Source organism: Kitasatospora sp. NPDC097691 (assembly GCF_040302665.1).
Classification (GTDB): domain Bacteria; phylum Actinomycetota; class Actinomycetes; order Streptomycetales; family Streptomycetaceae; genus Kitasatospora.
Genome location: NZ_JBEORY010000077.1, coordinates 1 through 24,275, shown reverse-complemented (window position 1 = coordinate 24,275; position 24,275 = coordinate 1). Strand labels below are relative to the sequence as shown.

At 73.0% G+C, this 24,275-nt stretch carries 18 protein-coding genes and 1 tRNA gene; 17 read left to right on the top strand and 2 right to left on the bottom strand.

The annotated features are described in order from the left end of the window. Window positions 1-180: 180 nt before the first annotated feature. From ABTY56_RS34900 to ABTY56_RS34890, 3 genes are all read left to right on the top strand, one after another. Window positions 181-2,076, top strand: a complete 1,896-nt coding sequence (locus ABTY56_RS34900) for a serine/threonine-protein kinase (protein WP_350633399.1) — start codon at window positions 181-183, stop codon at window positions 2,074-2,076. Between the two features lie 156 nt (window positions 2,077-2,232). Then, window positions 2,233-3,441, top strand: a complete 1,209-nt coding sequence (locus tag ABTY56_RS34895; RefSeq protein WP_350633398.1) for a serine/threonine-protein kinase — start codon at window positions 2,233-2,235, stop codon at window positions 3,439-3,441. Window positions 3,442-3,678: 237 nt separating this feature from the next. Further along, complete coding sequence (locus tag ABTY56_RS34890; RefSeq protein WP_350633397.1) at window positions 3,679-4,530, top strand: fumarylacetoacetate hydrolase family protein; 852 nt, start codon at window positions 3,679-3,681, stop codon at window positions 4,528-4,530. A 76-nt stretch (window positions 4,531-4,606) separates the two neighbouring features. Here the strand turns inward: ABTY56_RS34890 and ABTY56_RS34885 are convergent, their stop codons facing one another. Further along, window positions 4,607-5,362, bottom strand: a complete 756-nt coding sequence (locus tag ABTY56_RS34885) for a TetR/AcrR family transcriptional regulator (RefSeq protein ID WP_350633396.1) — start codon at window positions 5,360-5,362, stop codon at window positions 4,607-4,609. A gap of 139 nt (window positions 5,363-5,501) precedes the next feature. Between ABTY56_RS34885 and ABTY56_RS34880 the strand changes: the two genes are divergently transcribed. The 4 genes from ABTY56_RS34880 to ABTY56_RS34865 all read left to right on the top strand — a co-directional run bounded on the left by ABTY56_RS34880 (window position 5,502) and on the right by ABTY56_RS34865 (window position 11,374). After that, the gene (locus tag ABTY56_RS34880; RefSeq protein ID WP_350633395.1) at window positions 5,502-7,259 is read left to right on the top strand and encodes a DUF885 domain-containing protein; all 1,758 of its coding nucleotides are present in this window, start codon (window positions 5,502-5,504) and stop codon (window positions 7,257-7,259) included. Between the two features lie 316 nt (window positions 7,260-7,575). Then, window positions 7,576-9,162, top strand: coding sequence for an MFS transporter (locus ABTY56_RS34875; protein ID WP_350633423.1), 1,587 nt, complete (start codon window positions 7,576-7,578; stop codon window positions 9,160-9,162). Between the two features lie 180 nt (window positions 9,163-9,342). Then, entirely contained in the window at window positions 9,343-10,230 is an 888-nt protein-coding gene (locus ABTY56_RS34870) for a carbohydrate kinase family protein (protein WP_350633421.1), read from the top strand. Between the two features lie 136 nt (window positions 10,231-10,366). After that, the gene (locus ABTY56_RS34865) at window positions 10,367-11,374 is read left to right on the top strand and encodes a trypsin-like serine peptidase (RefSeq protein ID WP_350633394.1); all 1,008 of its coding nucleotides are present in this window, start codon (window positions 10,367-10,369) and stop codon (window positions 11,372-11,374) included. A gap of 114 nt (window positions 11,375-11,488) precedes the next feature. Here the strand turns inward: ABTY56_RS34865 and ABTY56_RS34860 are convergent. Next, a tRNA-Arg gene (locus tag ABTY56_RS34860) sits at window positions 11,489-11,560 on the bottom strand. Window positions 11,561-11,765: 205 nt separating this feature from the next. Between ABTY56_RS34860 and ABTY56_RS34855 the strand changes: the two genes are divergently transcribed. The 10 genes from ABTY56_RS34855 to ABTY56_RS34810 form a co-directional block, all read left to right on the top strand. Continuing rightward, entirely contained in the window at window positions 11,766-12,230 is a 465-nt protein-coding gene (locus ABTY56_RS34855) for a response regulator (RefSeq protein WP_350633419.1), read from the top strand. A 94-nt stretch (window positions 12,231-12,324) separates the two neighbouring features. Further along, window positions 12,325-13,986 carry an arginine--tRNA ligase gene (gene argS / locus ABTY56_RS34850; RefSeq protein ID WP_350633393.1) on the top strand — a complete coding sequence of 554 codons (1,662 nt, stop codon included), beginning with the start codon at window positions 12,325-12,327 and terminating at the stop codon, window positions 13,984-13,986. Window positions 13,987-14,074: 88 nt separating this feature from the next. Further along, window positions 14,075-15,466: a diaminopimelate decarboxylase gene (gene lysA, locus ABTY56_RS34845; protein ID WP_350633392.1), complete on the top strand. Its 1,392-nt coding sequence runs from the start codon at window positions 14,075-14,077 to the stop codon at window positions 15,464-15,466. Window positions 15,467-15,603: 137 nt separating this feature from the next. Continuing rightward, window positions 15,604-16,896, top strand: a complete 1,293-nt coding sequence (locus ABTY56_RS34840) for a homoserine dehydrogenase (RefSeq protein ID WP_350633391.1) — start codon at window positions 15,604-15,606, stop codon at window positions 16,894-16,896. A 9-nt stretch (window positions 16,897-16,905) separates the two neighbouring features. Next, on the top strand, window positions 16,906-18,006 hold the full coding sequence (thrC, locus tag ABTY56_RS34835; protein ID WP_350633390.1) for a threonine synthase: 1,101 nt from the start codon (window positions 16,906-16,908) through the stop codon (window positions 18,004-18,006). A gap of 366 nt (window positions 18,007-18,372) precedes the next feature. After that, window positions 18,373-19,311 (top strand): homoserine kinase, encoded by a 939-nt coding sequence (thrB, locus tag ABTY56_RS34830; protein WP_350633389.1) that lies wholly within the window; start codon window positions 18,373-18,375, stop codon window positions 19,309-19,311. A 589-nt stretch (window positions 19,312-19,900) separates the two neighbouring features. Next, window positions 19,901-22,000: a transcription termination factor Rho gene (gene rho, locus ABTY56_RS34825; protein ID WP_350633388.1), complete on the top strand. Its 2,100-nt coding sequence runs from the start codon at window positions 19,901-19,903 to the stop codon at window positions 21,998-22,000. Between the two features lie 140 nt (window positions 22,001-22,140). Continuing rightward, entirely contained in the window at window positions 22,141-23,274 is a 1,134-nt protein-coding gene (locus ABTY56_RS34820; protein WP_350633386.1) for an LCP family protein, read from the top strand. Between the two features lie 137 nt (window positions 23,275-23,411). Beyond that, window positions 23,412-23,633 (top strand): 50S ribosomal protein L31, encoded by a 222-nt coding sequence (gene rpmE, locus ABTY56_RS34815; protein WP_153462614.1) that lies wholly within the window; start codon window positions 23,412-23,414, stop codon window positions 23,631-23,633. A gap of 133 nt (window positions 23,634-23,766) precedes the next feature. Further along, window positions 23,767-24,275: PCRF domain-containing protein (locus tag ABTY56_RS34810; RefSeq protein ID WP_350633385.1), on the top strand; the 509-nt coding region annotated here is incomplete at its 3' end.

Here is a 24,275-nt window from a genome sequence, read left to right as displayed (position 1 = left end):
CATCCTTCCACCTGGCCGGGAGCGGGGGGAGGGGCCTCGGGGGTGCGGGTTCCGGGGCGGGCCGGGGTGCCGGCGCGGTGGTCGGGCGGACGGCGCCGGGCACTGGCGGGAGGCCACGGGCCGGGGCGGTGGACGGCGTCGGTAGAGTCCTGTGCGTCATGGCGGATGGGGGAGGGGCGCGTGCGAGTCGGTGACGTCCTGGACGGCCGGTACGAGCTGGTGGAGAAGCTCGGCCAGGGCGGTTTCGGAGTGGTGTGGCGGGCCCAGGACGCCCGGATGCGGAGGCCGGTGGCGGTCAAGGTCATCGGGCACCACGGTGGCGACCAGGCGAAGGCGGCGCTGCGGTTCGTGCGGGAGGCCTGCGCGGCCGGCAACCTGTCGCACCCGCACATCGTCACCGTCCACGACCTCGGCCAGTGCGAGGTCGGCGACCGAGAAGTCACCTTCCTGGTGATGGAACTGCTCACCGGCCGCACCCTGACCGAGGTGCTGCGCGAGGGGCTGCCCGAGCCCGCGCTCGGCCTGCGCTGGGGGCGGCAGATCAGCGGCGCGCTGGCGGCTGCGCACGACGCGGGCATGGTGCACCGGGACATCAAGCCGGACAACGTGATGATCACCGACGCCGGGCACCTGAAGGTGCTGGACTTCGGCATCGCCCAGCTGGACGCCGGCGCGGGCGGGCTGACCACCACCGGGACGATCGTCGGCAGCCCGGCGTACATGGCGCCCGAGCGGTGGACCGGCGGCCGGGTGGACGGCCGGGCGGACCTGTACGCGCTCGGCTGCGTCCTGGTCGAACTCTTCACCGGGGCAAGGCCGTTCGGCGGGGACTCGACGCCGGTGCTGATGTACCAGCACCTCAACGAGGCGCCCCCGGCGCTGGATCCGGCGCAGTTCGGGCTGCCGCCGCAGGTGGCCGGGCTGGTCGCGGAGTTGCTGGCGAAGGACCCGGCGGACCGGCCGGCCGACGCCCGGACGGTCGAGCGGCGGTTGGCGGAGCTGGCCGCGGCGCCGGCCGGCGGGGCGGGGCCGGTGGCGGCGGTGCCGACGGTGGTGGACCGGGCCGCGGCCGGGGCCGGGGTGGTGGCGCCGGTCGGACCGGCGGTGCCGGACGCCGCCGGACCGGCGGTGCCACCCGCGCCGACCGCTCCGCCCGTCGTGCCCTCGGTCGCACAGCCCGCTGCGCCGCCGGCCGCTCCGCCCGCCGTGCCGAGCGTGCCCCCGTCGGTGCTGTCGCCGCTGACCACGCCTCCGGTGCTCGCCGCGGCGCCGCCGGACGCCGTACGGGCCGCGCTGCGAGAGCGGCGGTCGGCCGCGTACCGGGCGGCGACGGCCGGGGAGTCGGCGATCCAGCTGCAGGCCGTCGCCCAGGAGTGCGTGACCGCGCTCGGCGCGAGCGACCGGGACACCCTGTGCGCCTGGCGGGACTTCACCTGGTACCTCAGCCGCACCGGGGACCTGGACGGCGCGATCCGGCTGCTGACGAGCGTCGTGGACGACATGCGCTCGGCCTTCGGCCCGCTCGACCCGGACACCCTCGGCGCCCGCTACCACCTGGTGTGGTGCATCGGCGAGAGCGGCGCTGCGGTCACCGCGATCCGGCTGCTGTACGAGCTGCTGCCCGATCTGCACGCCGTCTGGGGTCCGCAGGACACCCGCGTCCTGAAGGCCCGGCACGACCTCGCGGTGCACCGGGCCAACCGGGACGACCTGCAGGGCGCCGTGCTCGAACTGCACGGCCTGCTGCCGGACCTCGCCCGGGTGCTGGGCGAGCACCACCCGAGCACCGTCCAGGCCTGGCAGGACCTGGCCGGATACCAGCAGCGGCTCGCCCAGTCGGGCCGCCGCGGCCCGGGCGGCCCGCACCGGCGCCGGGCACCGAGGATGAGCCCGATGGAGGCGCTGGTGCTGGTGCGCCGGCTCCGGGTCTGGGACTTCGCCACCGACGAGGAGGCCCGTGCCTGCATGGCCGCGCTGGACCGCGGGATCGGCCTGAAGGGCGTCGCGGACGTGGTGTTCGAGGCCCCGGACCACGTCTCCGACGAGGACCTGGTGGAGGAGATCTTCGGGCCGTAGGCACCCCGCGGGCGCGCCGGGTGCCGGTGGCCCCGTCCCCGTGCGGTCCTCCGGGATCCGCCCGGCCCGGGGCAGTTCACCTGTTCGTCCCCACCCGCCGCTATGGTGACCCTCCGACGTGAACCCCGGCCGGGCGCGGCCGAGTTGGGGGAGGGCATGGAGAAGGACGAAGTGCTCGGCGGTCGCTTCCGGCTGGAGGAGCGGTTGGGCCGGGGCGGCTTCGGCGTGGTCTGGCGGGCGACCGACACGACCATCGACCGGCAGGTCGCGATCAAGGTGCTGCTCGCCGAGCACGCCACCGACCAGGAGGCGGTCGCCCGCTTCGTCGGTGAGGCCAGGACGGCCGGCAGCCTCAACAACCCGCACATCGTCACCGTGTACGACTACGGGTGGACGACGGCCGGCTCCGGGAGGATCCCCTACCTGGTGATGGAACTGGTTCTCGGCCGGGCACTGTCCGACGTGCTCAAGGACGGCCTGCCGGACCACGCGAAGGCGCTGCGCTGGATGCGGCACGTCTGCAAGGCGCTGGACGCATCGCACCGCTCGGACGTCGTCCACCGGGACATCAAGCCCGAGAACGTGATGATCGCGCGGGACGGGGAGCGGGCCAAGGTCCTGGACTTCGGCATCGCCCGACTGGTCAACCAGACCGTCCGGCTCACCTCCACCGGCAACGTGATCGGCACCGTCCCGTACCTCGCGCCCGAGTGCTGGTCCGGCGGCACGGTGGACGGCCGGGCCGACCTCTACGCACTCGGCGTCATGCTGCACGAGGTCTGCACCGGCGCGCGACCGTTCCGCGCGGCGTCGCCCACCGAGTACATGTACAAGCACTTGGAGGAGGTCCCGCTCCGGGTGCGCAGCAAGGACCCGGCGCTGGCCGACCTGGTCGCCCAGCTGCTCGCCAAGCGGCCCGAGGACCGGCCGTCCACCGCCGCCGAGGTGCTGGAGCGGCTGCGCGCCGTCCGCCCGGGGATGCTGCGCCCGGACGACCCCAGCCCGGAGCAGCTGCGTCGACGGGCCGACCGCGCCTGGCAGCACGGCGCGGCGGGCGAGCCGGCCGAGGCCGTGGAGATCCTCACCACCCTCGTCCCCGACTTCGCCCGGATCTGCGGCCCGGCCGACCCGCGCACCCTGCGCACCTGCCACGACCTGGCCCTCTGGCTGGCCCGGGACGGCAGCCCGGGCGCGGCCGTCGCCCTGCTGGACGAGCTGACGCAGGCGCCGGGCGCCGCCCCGGAGGCCCGGGCCGACGCACGGCGGGACCTCGCGCACTGGCAGCGGGAGGTCGCCCGGCTCGGTCCGGGCCGGCCGCGCGCGCTGAGCCTGGGGGAGCTGCTCGGCGACGGGCAGGGCGGCTGAGGCGTCCCCGCACGATCGGGTGGTGGGTGGCGGGCGGTGTGGTGGCGGACCAGGCGCCCGGTGTCAACCGTGCGGCCACCCGATCCGGGGCCCGGGCCGAGACCGGAATCGGGAGGATTTCGCCCATCGGGACGGTCTGGTCCGCCGCCCCGGCGCGTTGGTATACCTCGTTGCCAGACTCGGGAGCGGTGTCCGTACCGCCCCGGTGAGCTGCGACGAAAGGCTGGTGACGGATCGATGAAGCTCCTGCGCGTCGGACCCCCGGGTGCCGAACGCCCGGTCGTCCTGGGCGAGGACGGCACCGCGTACGACCTCTCCGGGCGGGCCCGCGACCTCGACGGGGCCTTCCTGGCCGGGCTGGACCCGGCCGCGCTGGCCCGGGACGTGGCCGCCGGCGTCCTGCCGGTGGTGGACCTGGCCGGGCAGCGGGTGGGCGCGCCGGTGGCCCGCCCGGGCAAGGTGGTCGGCATCGGGCTCAATTACCGCGACCACGCGGCCGAGGCCGGGGCCGCGATCCCGGACGAGCCGGTGATCTTCCTCAAGCCGAGTTCCACGGTGGTCGGCCCGTACGACGAGGTGCTGGTGCCGCGCGGCGGCGAGAAGACCGACTACGAGGCCGAACTGGCCGTGGTGATCGGCCGTACCGCCCGCTACCTGGACTCGCACGCCGAGGCCGCCGCGGTGATCGCCGGCTATACGATCGCCAACGATGTCACCGAGCGGGCCTTCCAGTTCGAGCGCGGCGGCCAGTGGGACAAGGGCAAGTCGGCGGAGACCTTCACCCCGCTCGGGCCCTGGCTGGTCACCGCCGACGAGGTGGCGGACCCGCAGGGCCTGGCACTGCGGCTCTGGGTCAACGGTGAGCAGCGGCAGCACGGCAGCACCGCCGAAATGATCTTCCCGGTGCTCGAACTGGTCCGCTACGCGAGTCGGTTCATGGTGCTGGAGCCCGGGGACGTGGTCATCACCGGCACCCCGGCCGGGGTCACCCTGGGGCGCCCCGGCACGCCGTTCCTCGCCCCGGGCGACGTGGTCGAGATCGAGATCGACGGCCTCGGCCGCCAGCGTCAGGTGCTGGGCAAGGCCTGACGCGGGCGTCCGGCCGAACCCGGCCGGTCCCGGTCGCGCCGGACGGCCCCGACCCCGGGCACGGGGGTCGGGAGCGTCAGCGCCGGTCCAGGACCTCCCGCAGCCGCGCGGCCCGCGGCGCCTGCGGGCCCTCCAGCGCGAGCAGTCCCGCGAGTACCTCCGCCGTCTGCGGGTCGTGCAGCGCGGTCGCCGCCGCCATCGCGGTGAACTGGTCCACCAGCCAGTCGCGCAGCTCCGCCACCGGCAGCGTGCGCCCCTCGTCCAGCCAGGTCAGCGACGCGCCCTCGACCACCGCGATCCACGAGCGCACCAGCAGCGTCAGCCGCGGTCCGGCCTCCCGCACACCGAGGTGGCGCAGCGTCCGCCGCAGCGCGGCCCGCCGGACGTCGTCCACGATCGCCGAGGTGCGGGCCGTCTCCACCACCGAACCGCCGCGCAGCAGCGCCGAGTAGCCCGCGTCGTGCTCGGCGACGAAGGCGAAGTAGCCGTCCAGTACGGCCGCCAGCTGTTCGGACGGCGTGCCGGCCAGCCGGACCGCGAAGCGGCTGGTCAGCTCGTCGGCCGCGGTGCGCAGCGCGGCCTCGTACAACTGCTGCTTGCCGCCCGCGAAGTAGCGGTAGACCAGCGGGCGGGAGGCCTCGGCGGCCTCGGCGACGTCGTCCAGGCTCACCTCCTCGGGCGGCCGGGAGGCGAACAGCTCCAGGGCGACCGCGATCAGCTGCTCGCGCCGCTGCTGGACGGGCAGCCGCCGGTAGCCGGTGCGGCGAGGGCGCAGGTTGGGTACGGCCGGGGCGGGCACCTGGTCGGATGCCGAGGTGGGGCGGGCTTCCATGGCGGTCAGCGTAATGGGCGTCGGACGGATCGGATCCTGTCCCGCCGAACGGATTTCCGCGGGTCGTCCTCGTATACGGGCCGATGGCCGTCGCTGGCAAAGGGGTTGCAAACGGGCCGCGTCACGAAATGATGTCCGGATGGTTGAAGAACTGATCACCGCTGACGGCACCACCCCGCGCCGCATCGCGGACGGGTACGTCCGCGCCCTGGCCGAGCTCGACCCGCTGACCGCGGTCTACCTCGGTCTCAACCCCGAGGACGACCGGCTGCCCGACCTCTCCCCGGCCGGTCGCGAGGCGATCGCCGACCTCTCCCGCCGCACCCTGGCGCAGCTCGGCGAGGCCGAGCGGGCCGGTGCCGCCGAGGACGAGGCCGAGCGCCGCTGCGCGCGGCTGCTGCGCGAGCGGCTGACCGCCGAACTCGCCGTCCACGACGCGGGCGACAACTTCCGCGCGGTGCGCAATCTGGCCTCCCCGCTGCACGAGCTGCGGGAGTCCTTCACCCTGATGGCGACCGGCACCGAGGCCGAGTGGCAGGTGGTCGGCCGCCGGCTGGCGAAGGTCCCGGTCGCGCTGGAGCAGTACCGGCAGACGCTGGCCGAGGGCATCGAGCGCGGCCTGCTCTCCGGTCCGCGCCAGGTGACCACGGTGGTCGGGCAGATCGGCGAGTGGCTGGAGGGCGACGCTCCCGAAGGAGGCGCGTCGCGCAGCGACTCGGACAAGGACGGTGGCGGGCGACGGGCGGGCTGGTTCGGCCAGTTCGTCCAGGACGCGCCGGAGGGCCTGCGCGCCGAGCTGTTCGGGTACGCGGTGGAGGCCACCGAGGGCCTGGCCGCGCTGCGCGACTGGCTGCGCGACGTCTACGGCCCGGCCGCCGCCGACACCCCGGACGCGGTGGGCCGCGAGCGCTACCGCCGGTGGGTCCGCTACTGGGCCGGCGCCGACCTGGACCTGGACGAGGCCTACGCCTGGGCCTGGACCGAGTTCCACGACCTGCTGGCCCAGATGCGCGTCGAGGCCGAGAAGGTCCTCCCGGGCACCGACCCGATGGCGGCGATGACCTGGCTGGGCACCGACGGCCCGGCCGTCGAGGGCGCCGAGGGCATCCGGGAGCACCTGCAGGGCCTGATGGACCAGGCGATCCGGGACCTCCAGGGCACCCACTTCGACCTGGCCGAGCCGGTCACCCGGGTCGAGTCGAAGATCGCCCCGGCCGGCAGCGCCGCCGCGCCGTACTACACCCCGCCGTCGCTGGACTTCAACCGCCCCGGGCGGACCTGGCTGCCGCTGCTCGGCCGGGAGCGCTTCCCGCTCTGGGACCTGGTGTCGATCTGGTACCACGAGGGCGTCCCGGGTCACCACCTGCAGCTCGCGCAGTGGAACTACGTCGCCGACCGGCTCTCCACGTACCAGGTGAGCCTCGGCGGGGTCAGTGCCAACCTGGAGGGCTGGGCGCTGTACGCCGAGCGCCTGATGGACGAGCTCGGCTACCTCACCGACCCGGGCCAGCGCCTCGGCTACCTCAACGCGCAGATGATGCGGGCGCTGCGGGTGATCGTCGACATCGGCATGCACGCCGGCCTGGACTTCCCGGCCGACTCCCCGTACAAGCCGGGCGAGCCGGTGAGCCCGGAGCACGCCCGTGAGTTCTTCGGGCAGTACTGCGGTCTGTCCGACGACTTCCTGGACAGCGAGCTGGTCCGCTACCTGGGCATGCCCGGCCAGGCGATCGGCTACAAGCTCGGCGAGCGCGCCTGGCTGCGCGGCCGGGCGGCGGCGAAGGCGGCGCACGAGGCGCGCGGCGAGGAGTTCGACCTCAAGGCCTGGCACATGGCGGCGCTCTCGCAGGGCTCGCTGGGGCTGGACGACCTGGTCGACGAGCTCTCGGCGCTCTAGTCGGCCGCCGGTACGGCTCCCGCACGGGATGCGCGCGGGGTCGCGCACGCGCACGGGTGCGGGAGCCGTACCGGACCGGGGTCCGGAGGGCTCGTCCCGAAGTCCCAGGACCCTGGTTCTTTTGTCCCAAAAGTCCGATTTGGCGAGGTTTTTCCTTGCCTTTCCGTCGGACCGGGGTATTGGCTGGAAGGCGACTGCGTGACCTCTCCGCCACACTCCGGAAGGCTCGACCGTGACTGTGCAACCTGCCACCGGTCATGAGGGCGCGGACAGCCGACGCTGGTGGGCGTTGGCCGTCATCGCCATCGCCCAGCTCATGATCGTCCTCGACATCACCATCGTGAACATCGCACTGCCGTCCGCCCAGCGGGACCTGGGCATATCCGACGCCGACCGGCAGTGGGTGATCACCGCCTACACGCTGGCCTTCGGCGGCCTGCTGCTGCTCGGCGGACGGTTGGGCGACCTCTTCGGCCGCAAGCGCGTCTTCACCATCGGCCTGCTGGGCTTCGCCCTCGCCTCCGCCCTCGGCGGCGCGGCGGCCGATCCGACCATGCTCTTCGGCGCCCGTGCCCTCCAGGGCGCGTTCGGCGCCCTGCTCGCCCCCTCCGCGCTGGGGCTGCTCTCCACCACCTTCTCCGACCCGAAGGAACGCAGTACGGCCTTCGGCATCTTCGGCGCGATCGCCGGCGGTGGCGCCGCGATCGGCTTCATCCTCGGCGGCCTGCTGACCGAGTACCTGAACTGGCGCTGGTGCCTGTTCGTCAACACCCCGATCGCCATCGCCACCGCCTTCGCCGCGTTCTCCGTGCTCCAGCGCGACCACGTCGCCAAGGGGCACCGGGTCAAGCTGGACCTGCCCGGGGCACTGCTCGGCTGCGGCGGCCTGCTGGCGATCGTCTTCGGCACCTCCGAGGCCGTGACCCGGGGCTGGGGCGACGCCCTGGTGCTGGGATCGCTCCTCCTGGGCGTGGCACTGCTCGCGGTCTTCGTCCTGGTCGAGAAGCGCACTCCGCACGCGCTGCTGCCGACGCACATCGTCGCCGACCGCAACCGCGGTGGCGGCGCCCTCTCGGTCGGCCTGGCCATGGTCGGCATGTTCGGCCTGTTCCTGTTCCTGACCTACTACCTGCAGGCCATCAAGCACTTCTCGCCGATCGTGTCCGGCCTCTCCTTCCTGCCCATGACGGCCGCCATCGTGCTGAGTTCGACCGGGATCGCGGCCCGGCTGATGACCAGGGTGCCGTCCCGGAACCTGATCGCACCGGGCTTGCTGCTCGCCGGGGCCGGCATGGCCTGGCTGACCCAGATGAAGGTGGACAGTCCGTGGGCCGGCATGGTGCTGCCCGCCGAGCTGCTGCTGGGCTTCGGCATGGGCCTGGTGTTCATGCCGTCGATGAGCCTGGCCACCCTCGGGGTCGCCCCGAACGAGGCCGGCGCGGCCTCGGCCACCATCAACTCGGCCCAGCAGGTGGGCGGTTCCTTCGGCACGGCGCTGCTGAACACCATCGCGGCCAGTGCCACCGCGAGCTTCCTGGCCACCCGCATCGCCTCCGACCCGGCGGTGCGGGCCCAGGGCGCGGTGCACGGGTACGTGGTCGCGACCTGGGTGGCGATGGGCATCCTGCTGCTGGCCGCACTGGTCGCCTTCCTGATGATCGACCACCGGCCGGCGCCCGGTGAGGCCACCGCCGTCGAGGCCGGTGCCGTCGAGGCAGGCGTCGTCGAGGGCGGTGCCGTCGGGGCCGGCGCGGGAACGGGGGCCACGGCAGCCTCCGCCGTGCGGGCCGTGGACGGCCGGCCGAGCCCCCGGGAGGCCGCCATGGCGGACGTCCGGGCCAATGTGCGGGCGGGCGGCGAGGTCCGCTCCGAAGCGGGGGCGGAGCGCCCACCGGCCGATTGACAGTTGCAGCAAGGTCTTGCAGTCAACCTCCGGCGCCTGCTTGACTCCTGGCCACCGTCCAGGGATCAAGGAGGCGCCGCCGTGCTGCCCGAGACCACGCCGTCCGCGACCACGCCCGCGCCGTCCGCGACCACGGCCCCCGAGCCCGCACCGACCGGATCCGCCGGGCCCGAGTTCGACCTGCTGGTCGTCGGCGGCGCCGGCGTGGACACCGTCGTCCGGGTCGAGCGGCTGGAGATCCCGCCCGGCGACTCGCAGTTCGTCGGCCCGGTGCACGACTACGTCGGCCACACCGGCAACGGCGTCGCCCTCGGCGCCCACCACCTCGGCCTGCGCACGGCCTTCCTGGACTTCCTCGGCGACGACCCGCAGGGCGCCCTGATCCGCGCCGCCTACGAGCGCCACGGCCTGCGCTTCGCGCACCTGGTGAGCCCGCACGGCACCCCGCGCGGGGTCAACCTGGTCGACGCCGCCGGCCGCCGGTTCTCCTTCTTCGACGGCCGCCACCCGGCCGGCCTGCGACTGCCGCGCGACTTCTACCTCCCGTACGCCGAGCGCAGCCGGCACGTCCACCTCTCCATCACCGGCGTCAACCGGGACATGTACGGCGACCTGCACCGGCTCGGCCGCACCACCTCCACCGACCTGCACGACTGGGACGGCGCCGACCCGCACCACCGCGACTACGCGCTCGGCTCCGACCTGGTCTTCCTGTCGGTGGCGGGCTGCCGCGGCCGGCACGAGCAGGTGATGCGCGCGATCCTCGCCGAGGGCCGCGCGCGGGTGGTCGTCGCCACCGCCGGGGCCGAGGGCTGCCACCTGCTCACCCGGGAGGACGGCGTGCTCCGCCACCTGCCGGCCGTCGACCCGGGCCGCCCGGTGGTGGACACCAACGGCGCCGGGGACGCCTTCGTCACCGGCTTCCTGTACGGCTGGTTCCGGGGCCGCCCGCCGCTGGACTGCGCCCGGGCCGGCTCGGCGGCCGGGGCCTTCGCCTGCACCTCCGCCGGGACGCACACCGCCTTCATCGGTGCGGCCGGGCTCGACGCGGCACTGAACGGCGGATGACGCGGGGGCGGTGGCGGGTGGCGTCCGAGTGACGGATTTCTCATCGACCTCCAAGGCCCCGATAACAACCTTTCCAGCCTGAGGCGTCATAGTCGTTGACCGAACACCGCCACCGAATCCGGCAGGAGAGTCAGGCATGGGTCAGCACCGCCGCCCGAGGTCACGCCGCCGCGGCCTGCTGGCCCCCTCCCTGTTCACCGCGCTGTCCGCGGTCGTGGTGGCCGCCGTGGTCACCGGGACGCACGGCCTCGACCTGTCCGACGCCACGGCCGCCGGGAAGGCCGCCCGCAGCACCCGCGCCGCCGTCGCGCCCACCCCGACCGCCACCGCGGAGGCGGCACCCGCCCCGGTCGTGGCCCCCACGCCGACCGACACCCCGACCCCGACCGACGCGCCGACCCCGACCGACCCGCCCGCGGCCACCCCCACCCCCACCCCCGGCGACACCCCGACGGCCACGGCGGCCGCCACCCCCGAGACCCGCGGCGCCGTCCTCGGCAGGACCGCCGCCGCCTCCGCCGACATCCGCGAAACCGCCACCGTCGGCGCGCTGTTCAGCGGCTCGGTGGAGGCCGGCAACCACTTCTGCACCGCCAGCGTGCTGCACAGCGCCACCGGGAACCTGCTGCTGACCGCCGCGCACTGCCTCGACAGCACCGACGGCGTCACCTTCGCCCCCGGCTACCGCGACGGCTCCGCCCCGTACGGCACCTGGCGGGTCACCGCGATCCACACCACCACCGGCTGGTCCCAGAAGGGCGACGTGGACGAGGACTTCGCGATCCTGGAGACCGCCCCGAGCAACGGCCGCAAGGTCGAGGACGTGGTCGGCGGCAACCGCCTGGGCACCGACGAGCCCTTCGGCTCGACCGTCCGCCTCTACGGCTACCCCGCCGACTCCGAGACGCCCGAGCTCTGTACCAACGCCACCGACCGCAAGAGCGCCTACCAGCGGGTCATCGACTGCCCGTCCTACCCGTCGGGCACCAGCGGCGGCCCCTGGATCAACACCGCCACGGGCGACGTGGTCGGCGCCATCGGCGGCTACCAGCAGGGCGGCGACACCGACGACGTCTCCTACAGCGCCTACTTCGACCACACCATCGCGACGCTCTACACCCAGGTCGAGTCCGCCGCGTCCTGACCGGCCCGGCCGCACCACCCGGGCGGGCCGGCGCGGCGGGGCCCGAACATGACGAAGGCCCAGATCCGTGGATCAACTCCACTGATCTGGGCCTCTGTTGCACTTCCTGCGAAGTGCCCCCGGTAGGATTCGAACCTACGCACCCGCCTCCGGAGGGCGGTGCTCTATCCCCTGAGCTACGGGGGCCTACTGGCCTGTCGGCGGCTCTCGCTTCCGACGTGGAGAACACTACCAGGCCCGGGCCGTGGTCCGTGCACGGGTTTTCCGGAAGATCGTCGGGGCGTCGGGGCGGGCGTCGGGCGGGCGGCCGGGGGAGCGGCCGGGGGATCGGAAGTGCCCAAAGGCCGGACGGGGCGGCGGGGCCGCGGATACCCTCGGTGAGGTGTCGGGAGTGTCCGGGCGGGTCCTCGTGGTGGACGACAGCGAGGTGATCCGCCAGCTGATCAGGGTCAACCTGGAGCTTGAGGGCTTCGAGGTGGTGACCGCCGCCGACGGCGCCGAGTGCCTGGAGGTCGTCCGCCGGGTGAAGCCGGACGTGGTGACGCTCGACGTGATGATGCCGCGGCTGGACGGCCTGCGGACGGCGGCCCGACTGCGCGCGACACCGGACACCAGTCGACTGCCGATCGCGATCGTGAGCGCCTGCACCCCGGCGGACCTTGACCGGGGGGAGACGGTCGGCGTGGACGGCTACCTCGGAAAGCCCTTCGACCCGGCCGACCTGGTGGCCATGGTCCGCCGCCTGATGCTGCTCGGCGCGGACGACGGCGAGCTCGACGCCCGGCCCGACGGGCGGTTCGGCGGACGGTCCCGCGAATTTCGCCCTGAGCGAACAGAGCGGACCGATCGCGGCTGAGACCCCGGGGCGGACGGCGCATCGACGCCTCCGGACGTCTCAACCGGTAAACCGAGTGGCGGGCGGGTACCCCGTCTCGCCTACGCTTGGCGTCGTGACCCCCGCAGACCTTTCCCAGGCAATCCAGGCCGCAGTGAGCACCGCCGTCGAGGCGGGCGAGCTGGCCGTCGCCGTGCCCGAGCACGTGACGGTCGAGCGGCCCAAGAACAGGGACCACGGCGACTACGCGACCAACGTGGCCCTCCAGCTCGCCAAGGCGGCCGGCAAGCCGCCGCGAGCCGTTGCCGAGGTCCTGGCCGAGCGCCTGCGCGGGGTCACCGGCGTCGCCAAGGTCGACATCGCCGGTCCGGGCTTCCTGAACATCACCCTGGACACCGCCACCGCCGGTGCGCTGGCGCGCGCCATCGTCGAGGCGGGCGAGGCCTACGGCCGCAACGAGGCGCTCAAGGGCCTCAAGATCAACCTGGAGTTCGTCTCCGCCAACCCGACCGGGCCGATCCACATCGGCGGCGTCCGCTGGGCCGCCGTCGGCGACTCGATGGCGCGCGTGCTGCGGGCCTCCGGTGCCGACGTCACCACCGAGTACTACCTCAACGACGCCGGTGTGCAGATCACCAAGTTCGCCGCCTCGCTGCAGGCCGCCGCGAACGGCCGCGAGGTGCCCGAGGGCGGGTACGTCGGCGAGTACATCGTCGACATCGCCAAGGCGCTGACCGACGCGATCCCGGGCGTGCTCGACCTGTCCGAGGCCGAGCAGTTGGAGGTCTTCCGCACCGAGGGCCTCAAGCTCATGGTGGGCGAGATCAAGCGCTCGATGGACGAGTTCGGCACCCACTTCGACGTGTGGTTCTCCGAGAGGACGCTGCACGACTCCGGCGCCGTCGAGAAGGCCATCGACCGGCTGCGCGAGCAGGGCCACGTCTTCGAGGCGGACGGCGCGATCTTCCTGCGCACCACCGACTTCGGCGACGACAAGGACCGCGTCCTGATCAAGGCCGACGGCGACAAGACCTACTTCGCCGCCGACGCCGCGTACTACCTCTCCAAGCGGGACCGCGGCGCCGAGGTCGCGCTCTACATGCTGGGCGCCGACCACCACGGTTACGTCAACCGCCTCAAGGCCATCTCGGCCTGCGCGGGCGACGACATGAACCACAACATCGAGGTGAGGATCGGCCAGTTCGTGAAGATGCTTCGCGACGGCGAAGAGGTCCGCATGTCCAAGCGTGCGGGCAACATCATCACGATCGACGACGTGGTCGAGTGGATCGGCGTGGACGCCGCCCGCTACACCCTGGCGCGCTCCTCCACGGACTCGACGATCACGCTGGACATCAACGTCCTCACCAGCCAGACCAACGAGAACCCGGTCTACTACGTCCAGTACGCCCACACCCGGATGTGCGGCGTGGCGCGCAAGGCCGCCGAGCTGGGCGTGGACAAGGGCACGGCCGAGCGGTTCAAACCCGAGCTGCTCGCCACCGAGTGGGAGAGCGACATCCTCGGCGCCCTCGGCGAGTTCCCGCGCATCCTCGCCACGGCCGGCGAGCTGCGCGAGCCGCACCGGGTCGCGCGCTACCTGGAGGACCTCGCGGGCAAGTACCACCGCCTGTACGAGAACTGCATGTTCCTGCCCAAGGGCGACGAGGAGCTCAACGACACGCACCGGGCCCGGCTCTGGCTGGTCGAGGCCACGCGCACGGTCATGGCCAACGGCCTCACGCTCCTGGGCGTGACGGCGCCCGAGCGGATGTAGGCACCACCCCCAAGCGCAGAGCGGGGGCGGCTGACGGTCAACGGGGACCGTCGCCGCCCCTCGCCATAGGTCAAGGAAGCCCAGAGACATGAGTCGCTCCGCACACCCCGCAGGCCCCCGCCACGGCGACGTGCTGCCCGAGGGTCACTACCAGGCCCCGCCCGCCGACCTCAACGCGCTCGACCCCAAGGTCTGGTCGCGCACCGTCACCCGCGACGCCGGGGGCGTGGCCACCGTCGGCGGGATCGACGTCAGGCAGTTGGCGGCCGAGTTCGGCACCCCGGCGTACGTGCTGGACGAGGAGGACTTCCGCTCCCGGGCGCGCGCCTGGCGGGACGCCTTCGGCGCCGACGCGGACGTCTATTACGCCGGCAAGGCGTTCCTCTCCAAGGCCGTCGTGCGCTGGCTGCACGAGGAGGGCCTCAACCTCGACGTGTGCAGCACGGGCGAGTTGGCGGTGGCGCTGGCCGCCGGGATGCCGCCGGCGCGGATCGCGCTGCACGGCAACAACAAGTCGGTGGACGAGCTCGAACACGCGGTGAAGACCGGTGTCGGCCACATCGTGGTCGACTCGTACGAGGAGATCGAGCGGCTCGCCGCGATCGCCGCCCGCCAGGGCGTGCGCCAGCAGGTGCTGATCCGGATCACCGTCGGCGTCGAGGCGCACACCCACGAGTTCATCGCCACCGCGCACGAGGACCAGAAGTTCGGTCTGTCGCTGACCGGGGGAGCGGCCGCCGAGGCGGTGCGCCGGGTGCTCGGCCACGACAGCCTGGAGCTGCGCGGCATCCACTCGCACATCGGCTCGCAGATCTTCGACACGGCCGGTTTCGAGGTGGCCGCCCGCCGGGTGGTCGGCCTGCTGGCGCAGATCCGCGACGAGCACGGTGTCGAGCTGCCCGAGATCGACCTCGGCGGCGGCCTCGGCATCGCGTACACCAGCGAGGACGACCCGCGCGAGCCGGCCGAGATCGCCGCCGCGCTGGCCGACATCGTCCGCCGCGAGTGCGCCGCCGCGGACCTGAACGCCCCGCGGCTGTCCGTGGAGCCGGGCCGGGCGATCGTCGGCCCGACGGCGTTCACGCTGTACGAGGTCGGCACCGTCAAGGAACTGGCGGGCCTGCGCACGTACGTCAGCGTGGACGGCGGGATGTCCGACAACATCCGCACCGCGCTGTACGACGCCGAGTACTCGGTGGCCCTGGTGTCGCGCACCAGCGACGCCGAGCCGATGCTGGTCAGGGTGGTCGGCAAGCACTGCGAGTCCGGCGACATCGTCGTCCGTGACGCCTTCCTGCCGGCCGACCTGGCCGCGGGCGACCTGGTCGCGGTGCCCGCCACCGGCGCCTACTGCCGCTCGATGGCGAGCAACTACAACCACGCCCTCAAGCCTCCCGTGGTGGCCGTCAAGGACGGTGCGGCGCGGGTGATCGTCCGGCGCGAGACGGAGGAGGATCTCCTGCGTCTGGATATCGGATGACGAAATCCTTGTCTCAGATCATGGAACGACCGTAGATCCGTACGGAAAGTCCCGGAGACTGGTACGGACCGAAGTTCCCGGCGGCGCAGGAAAACCGCCGGAAATACCGAAGCACGATGAATGCAGAGCGGAGTCGGATGATGCGTACGCGCCCGCTGAAGGTGGCGTTGCTGGGTTGTGGTGTGGTGGGCTCCGAGGTGGCGCGCATCATGACGACGACGGCCGACGACCTCGCCGCTCGCATCGGTGCCCCGGTGGAGCTGGCCGGGATCGCGGTCCGCCGGGCCGGGCGGGTGCGCCCGGGCGTGCCCGAGCACCTGATCACCACCGACGCCGAGGCCCTGGTCGGCCGGGGCGACATCGACGTGGTGGTCGAGGTCGTGGGCGGCATCGAGCCGTCCAAATCCCTGCTCCTGTCGGCCTTCAAGCAGGGCGCCTCGGTGGTCAGCGCCAACAAGGCGCTGCTCGCCCAGGACGGCACCGAGCTGCACGCCGCGGCCGCCGCGGCCGGGGTGGACCTGTACTACGAGGCGGCGGTGGCGGGCGCGATCCCGCTGCTGCGTCCGCTGCGCGAGTCCCTCGCGGGCGACAAGGTCAACCGGGTGCTGGGCATCGTCAACGGCACCACCAACTTCATCCTCGACAAGATGGACACCACCGGCGCCGGCTACTCGGAGGCGCTGGAGGAGGCCACCGCGCTGGGCTACGCCGAGGCGGACCCGACGGCCGACGTCGAGGGCTTCGACGCCGCCGCCAAGGCCGCGATCCTGGCCGGCATCGCCTTCCACACCAAGGTCACCGCCGCGGACGTCTACCGCGAGGGCATCACCGAGGTGACCGCGGCCGACATCGCCTCGGCCAAGGAGATGGGCTGCGTGGTCAAGCTGCTCGCGATCTGCGAGCGGGCGGCCGACGGCCAGTCCGTCACCGCGCGCGTCCACCCGGCGATGATCCCGCTCTCGCACCCGCTGGCCTCCGTCCGCGAGGCGTACAACGCGGTGTTCGTCGAGGCCGAGGCGGCCGGCCGGCTGATGTTCTACGGCCCGGGCGCGGGCGGCTCGCCGACCGCCTCCGCGGTGCTGGGCGACCTGGTCGCGGTCTGCCGCAACAAGCTGGCCGGCGCCACCGGCCCCGGTGACTCCCTGTACACGCAGCTGCCCGCCAAGCCGATGGACGAGGTCGTCACCCGCTACCACGTCAGCCTGGACGTGGACGACCGTGCGGGTGTGCTCGCCCAGGTGGCGTCCGTCTTCGCCGAGCACGGCGTCTCCATCGACACCGTGCGCCAGCAGGGCCGCGACGGCGACGCCTCGCTCGTCGTGGTCACCCACCGTGCCACCGACGCCGCGCTGTCGGCGACGGTCGACAAGCTCCGCGCGCTGGACAGCGTGCGGGACGTGGCCAGCATCATGCGGGTCGAAGGGGAATAAGGAACTGCCATGAACGCCGTTGCCGAGAACGTCGTCCGAGGCGCGCACACCCACCAGTGGCGCGGCCTGATCGAGGAGTACCGGGACCGCCTGCCGGTCACCGCGGCCACCCCGGTGGTCACCCTGCTGGAGGGCGGCACGCCCCTGGTCCCCGCCCAGGTGCTCTCCGAGCGCACCGGTTGCGAGGTCTACCTCAAGGTCGAGGGCGCCAACCCGACCGGTTCCTTCAAGGACCGCGGGATGACGATGGCCATCTCCAAGGCCAAGGAGGAGGGCGCCCAGGCCGTCATCTGCGCGTCCACCGGCAACACCTCGGCCTCCGCCGCCGCGTACGCGGTGCGGGCCGGGATGGTCTCCGCCGTGCTCGTCCCGCAGGGCAAGATCGCCCTCGGCAAGATGGGCCAGGCGCTGGTGCACGGCGCCAGGATCCTGCAGGTCGACGGGAACTTCGACGACTGCCTCACCCTTGCGCGTGAACTGTCCGAGAAGTACCCGGTCGCCCTGGTCAACTCGGTGAACCCGGTGCGGATCGAGGGTCAGAAGACCGCGGCCTTCGAGATCGTCGACATGCTCGGCGACGCCCCGGACATCCACGTCCTGCCGGTCGGCAACGCGGGCAACATCACCGCGTACTGGAAGGGCTACCGCGAATACTCCGCGGACGGCCTTGCCTCGCGCACTCCGCGGATGTGGGGCTTCCAGGCCGCCGGCTCGGCCCCGATCGTGGACGGTGCGCCGGTGCTCAAGCCGCAGACCATCGCCACCGCGATCCGGATCGGCAACCCGGCCTCCTGGGACTTCGCGCTCGCCGCGCGGGACGAGTCCGGCGGTCTCATCGACAAGGTGACGGATCGTCAGATCCTCTCCGCCTACCGGCTGTTGGCCTCGCAGGAGGGCGTCTTCGTGGAGCCCGCCTCGGCCGCCTCGGTGGCCGGCCTGCTGGCCAAGGCGGAGGCCGGCCTGGTCGACCCGGGTCAGCGGATCGTCTGCACCGTGACCGGCAACGGCCTCAAGGACCCCGACTGGGCAGTGGCCGGCGCGCCGCAGCCGCAGATCGTCCCGGTCGACCCGGAGACCGCGGCCCGGAGCCTCGGCCTGCTCGACCGGTAGCGGGGTCTGACGCTTCGACGGGCCGACCCTTTCGGGGGTCGGCCCGTCAAAGTTCTCCGCTGACACTTTTGTGTCAATTCCGCTTCGCATTCCGAAGCGATTTCGCCCCTCCCTTTGACGGAGAAGGGTGCGTATTCCGGCCAGAACCGGCAACACACCAGATCGAAGGTCCACGGGGTGTACCGCTCGGGAACCTCTCTTCGATACTCTGGGTTCGGCCGTGTGGCACATGCCCCGGGCCCGGCACCGTCCGGGCCGCGCCGACGACTGAGGCCACCCGCCCCGAAGGGGCCTGCGGCCCGTTCCCCCACCCTCGCACCGACGACGCGCTCCGCGCCGCCCGATTTCCCCAGGAGAGTCCACCGCATGGCCGGTCCTGCGTTCCGTGCCGCCGCCGTCCGGGTCCGGGTTCCCGCGACCAGCGCCAACCTCGGCCCGGGCTTCGACGCCTTCGGACTCGCACTGGGTCTGTACGACGACGTGGTCGTCCGGGTCGCCGACTCCGGCCTGTCCGTCGACATCGCCGGTGAGGGCGCCGAGACGCTGCCGCGCGACGAGCGCCACCTGCTGGTCCGCTCGATGCGCGCCGCGTTCGACCGGCTCGGCGGCCAGCCGCGCGGCCTCGAAGTGGTCTGTGCCAACCGGATACCGCACGGCCGGGGCCTCGGCTCCTCCTCCGCCGCCATCTGCGCCGGGATCGTGGCCGCCCGCGCGGTCACCATCGGGGGTCCGTCCGCGCTGGACGACGACGCGCTGCTGGCCCTCGCCTCCGAGCTGGAGGGCCACCCGGACAACGTCGCGGCCTGCCTGCGCGGCAACTTCACCATCGCCTGGACCGACGACGAGTGCGCCAAGGCGGTCGCCCTGGAGCCCGCCGAGCAGGTCGTCCCGGTGGTGTTCGTCCCGGCCGGCGAGGTGCTCACCGAGACCGCCCGCGGCCTGCTGCCGAGGACCGTCCCGCTGGCTGACGCCGCGGTCAACGCCGGCCGCTCCGCGCTGCTGGTGGAGGCGCTGACCAGGCGCCCCGAGCTGCTCTTCGCCGCCACCGAGGACCGGCTGCACCAGGACTACCGCGCCTCCGCCATGCCGGACAGTGCCGCCCTGGTCGGCGCACTGCGCGCGGAGGGCGTCCCCGCGGTCATCTCCGGGGCCGGCCCGACCGTCCTGGCGCTCACCGACGAGGCGGGCGCCGACAAGGTGCTCTCCTTCGCCGGGCACCACGGCCACGGCGGGGACCCGGCGTTCGCCGCGCACCGGCTGGACGTCGACCGCGCCGGGGCCGTCGTGCTCCCGCTGGACGTCTGAGCAGCCCGTACGGGCCCGGCACCGGCCCGCGCCGAGCGGGCCGGGCCGGACACGATTGGCAAGCGCAAGGCTGGGGAATGTCTGAGGGGGTCGGTAGTGTTAACCTCATTGCTGCACCAGGTGCCCTCCGGGGCTCGGTGCGCCGCGTCCCGATCCCAGCACTCCACTGCCGTGGAGTCCCGGCGATGCACGGGGCGACGATTCTCCGGGAGCCCACCGCAGCGCGTACGCAGCCTGCCTGCGCGACACGCGGCCGCATCCCGAAGCCGTGACGGCACCTGACTCCCACCCGCGGCCTCCCACCTAGAGGCCAGGACGGGCGGAGCGCGGGTCACCGTCACGCGACGGGGGCCCGGGATTCGCAGGGAGCGTGGGGGTTACGCCCTCAGGGGAGGTCGACACACGACCGGCCCACCGCGCCACTCAGCACCACCGTGCTTCAAGCACCGCACCTCGCAGCTCTCCCTCGACAGGCTCCCGCCATTCGAGGGATCACCGCCTCGGACCGACGCAGTCGAGCGTTGGTCAGGACAGCACAACCGGTCGCCGAGCCAGACAGGCCGACGTCCGCTCCAGGGAAGGACCCTTAGTGAGCGACTCCACCGATCTGATGGGCGCGCGCCCGGACGCCGACGCGTCGGACGCAGCTGCCGCCCCCGCTGCCCCGGCGCGGCGCCGCCGCAGTGCCGCCGCGGGCCTGGACGGCATGGTCCTGGCCGAGCTGCAGAAGCTCGCCGCGGACCTTGGCATCACCGGTACCGGACGCATGCGCAAGAGCCAGCTGATCGAGACCATCAAGGAGAAGAGCGGCGGGGACCCGCTGCTCGCCGCCGGTGGCGCCCCGGCCGCCAAGCGCACCGCCGCCAAGGCGGACGCCGAGGCCCCGGCCGAGAAGCCGGCCCGCCGCACCAAGGCCGCCGCCGCCAAGGCCGCCGCCGAGGCCCCGGCCGCCGACGAGCCGCAGGCCCAGATCGAGATCCCGGTCCAGGCCGCCGCCGAGACCGCCGCGCCGGCCCGCGCCGAGCGCACCCGCCGCCGGGCCACCTCGGCCGCCGGCGCGCCCGTCGCCCCGGTCGCCGAGGCGGCCGCCGAGGCCGCCACCGTCGCGGTCGCCGAGCCGAAGCAGGCCGAGGCCCGCCCGGCCGAGACCCGCGGCTTCGAGGGCCGCGAGGACAGCCGCGAGAGCCGCCGTGACCGCCGTGAGCGCCGTGGTGACCGCCGCGAAGCCGGCGAGCGCACCGAGCGGACCGAGCGCCAGGAGGGCGGCGAGGCCCAGGACGGCGACACGCGCGAGTCGCGTCGCGACCGTCGCAACCGCCGCGAGCGCGCCGACCGCCAGGGCCAGCAGGGCCAGCAGCCGGGCACCGGCCAGGGCGACCAGCAGGTCCGCCAGAGCCAGCAGGCCCAGCAGCCGCAGGTCCAGCAGGGCGGTTACGAGGACGACGAGTTCGGCGAGGGCCGTCGCGGCCGTCGTGGCCGTTACCGCGACCGCCGGGGCCGTCGCGGCCGCGACGGTTTCGAGGCCGGCCCCGTCGAGCCGCAGATCGGCGAGGACGACGTCCTGATCCCGGTCGCGGGCATCCTCGACATCCTCGACAACTACGCGTTCGTGCGCACCTCCGGCTACCTGCCGGGCCAGAACGACGTCTACGTCTCGCTCGCCCAGGTCCGCAAGAACGGCCTGCGCAAGGGTGACGCCATCACCGGCGCCGTGCGCCAGCCGCGCGACGGCGAGCGCCGCGAGAAGTTCAACGCCATGGTGCGCCTGGACTCCGTCAACGGCATGGACCCGGAGAGCGGCCGCGGCCGCCCCGAGTTCAACAAGCTCACCCCGCTCTACCCGCAGGAGCGGCTGCGCCTGGAGACCGACCCGGGCGTGCTGACCACCCGGATCATCGACCTCGTGTCGCCGATCGGCAAGGGCCAGCGCGGTCTGATCGTCGCGCCGCCGAAGACCGGCAAGACGATGGTGCTGCAGGCGGTCGCCAACGCGATCACCCACAACAACCCCGAGTGCCACCTGATGGTCGTCCTGGTCGACGAGCGTCCGGAAGAGGTCACCGACATGCAGCGGTCGGTGAAGGGCGAGGTCATCTCCTCGACCTTCGACCGCCCGGCGGAGGACCACACCACCGTCGCCGAGCTGGCCATCGAGCGCGCCAAGCGCCTGGTGGAGCTGGGCCACGACGTGGTCATCCTGCTGGACTCGATCACCCGCCTGGGCCGCGCCTACAACCTGGCGGCGCCGGCCTCCGGCCGCATCCTGTCCGGTGGTGTCGACTCGACCGCGCTCTACCCGCCGAAGAAGTTCTTCGGTGCCGCGCGCAACATCGAGAACGGCGGCTCGCTGACCATCCTGGCCACCGCGCTGGTCGAGACCGGCTCGCGCATGGACGAGGTGATCTTCGAGGAGTTCAAGGGCACCGGCAACATGGAGCTCAAGCTCGACCGGAAGCTCTCGGACAAGCGCATCTTCCCGGCCGTCGACGTGGACGCCTCCAGCACCCGCAAGGAGGAGATCCTGCTCGGCAACGAGGAGTTGGCCATCGTCTGGAAGCTGCGCCGGGTGCTGCACGCGCTCGACTCGCAGCAGGCGATCGAGCTGCTCCTGGACAAGATGAAGCAGACCAAGAGCAACGCCGAGTTCCTGATGCAGATCGCCAAGACCACCCCCGGCTCCGGCGACTGACCGTAGCCGGACGGCTGTCGAAGCACGGAACCCCGGATCGCGCGAGCGGTCCGGGGTTCCGCGCGTTCGCGCCCGGGTTGTTCCAGAGTCGGGACAATTGGGGGCCTTTGGATCATGTTGTCCGATTTATTCTGGACCGTATGGCCGAGCACAAGAGGGTCCCGAGTCGCCGCCGCAAGGTCCTGCGGACGGCTGCCTGCGCGTTCGTCGCACTCGTCGTCCTCGGCACCGGTGCGGCCGTCTACGCGTACGTGAAGCTCAACGGCAACATCAAGAGCGTCGACATCGACGGGCGCCTCGGCGACGCCAGGCCGCCGGCCGCCACCGACGGGTCCTTCAACGTCCTGGTGCTGGGCTCCGACTCGCGCAGCGGCGAGAACGGCGACCTGGCCGGTGGGGACACCGGCGACACCGCCCGCTCGGACACCGCGATGGTGGTGCACGTCGACCAGGACCACTCGCGCGCGCAGATCGTCTCGATACCGCGCGACACCCTGGTGGCCCGCCCCGACTGCACCGACGCGAACGGCAGGGCCGTGCCCGGCGCCAAGCGCGCGATGTACAACAGCGCCTTCGAGAGCGGCGGCGCGGCCTGCGCGGTCAAGACCACCGAGCAGCTCACCGGCCTGCGGATGGACCACTACCTGCAGATCGACTTCGCCGGCTTCGCCCGGGTCGTGGACGCGATAGGCGGGGCCACCGTGACCACCACGGTGGCCATCCACGACAAGGACAGCGGGCTCGACCTGCCGCCCGGGCAGCACCACCTGGACGGCCGGCAGGCGCTGGCCTTCGTCCGCACCCGGCACGGCGTCGGCGACGGCAGCGACCTCGGTCGGATCGAGCTGCAGAAGCAGATGGTGAAGTCACTGCTGCGACAGGCCGGCGGGGCCGGGCTGTTCACCGACCCGGTCAAGCTGTGGTCGATCGGCGACACCATGACCAGGAGCATCACCACCGACTCCGCACTGGGCTCGGTGAACGCCCTGGTGGGGCTCTTCCAGGAGCTCAAGGGGATCGGCCCGGACCAGCTCGGCATGGTGACCCTGCCGGTGCAGACCGCCCCCGGCGACCCGAACCGGGTGGTCGAGCAACAGCCGCAGGCCGACCAGCTCTGGGCGGCGCTCAAGGCCGACCGGGAGCTCCCGCAAGCGGTCGTCTCCGCGCAGCCGGAGAACCCCGCCCAGGCGGCCCCCACGGCCCCCACGGCCGCCCCGTCGGCCCCCGCGCGGACCGCGGGGAGGGCGACCGCGAAGGCCGGCGCCACGCACTGAGCGGGCCCGGAATATCCCGGAACGCGACCCGGTTTGGGAAGATGCGGCCCGTCCTGGCAGACTGGTCCGTCGGTCCCGGTTCACGTGCGGCGTTCCAGTCGCCGACCCGGTGCCCTCCCGAAACCTAGGAGAACCCCTTGAAGCCCAACGTTCACCCCGAGTACGTGGTCACCCGTGTGACCTGCACCTGCGGCGCCGAGTTCGTCACCCGCTCGACCGAGACCAGTGGCGAGATCCGCGCCGAGGTCTGCTCGCAGTGCCACCCGTTCTACACCGGCAAGCAGAAGATCCTCGACACCGGTGGCCGCGTGGCCCGCTTCGAGGCCCGCTTCGGCAAGCAGCACAGCGCGAAGGCCTAGCGCTCCCTCGGCGCCGGTTCCCGGTGCCCCCGTACTCGTTAGTCGGGGGCGCCAGGGGCCGGCGCCGTTCGCGTCCCCCCGCGCGTTTCCCCCTCCCCAACCCGATCCGAGCCCCCGGGAAGAAGGCCACCCCATGTTCGAGGCAGTCGAAGAGCTCCTCGTCGAGCACGCCGACCTCGAAAAGAGGCTGGCCGATCCGTCCGTCCACGCCGACCAGGCCAACGCGCGCAAGCTGGCCAAGCGGTACGCCGAGCTGACCCCGATCACCCGGGTCTACCGGCAGTGGCGACAGACCGGCGAGGACATCGAGGCCGCGCGCGAACTCGCCGCGGAGGACCCGGAGTTCATCTCCGAGGTGAAGGAATCCGAGGCGCGCCGCGACGAGCTCACCGAGGAACTGCGGCTGCTGCTGGTGCCGCGCGACCCGAGCGACGACAAGGACGTCATCCTGGAGATCAAGGCGGGTGAGGGCGGCGAGGAGTCCGCCCTGTTCGCCGGCGACCTGCTCCGGATGTACCTGCGCTTCGCGGAGCGGATCGGCTGGAAGACCGAGATCATCGACTCCAACGAGTCCGACCTCGGCGGCTACAAGGACGTCTCGGTGGCCGTGAAGACCAAGGGCAACGCCGAGCCCGGCCAGGG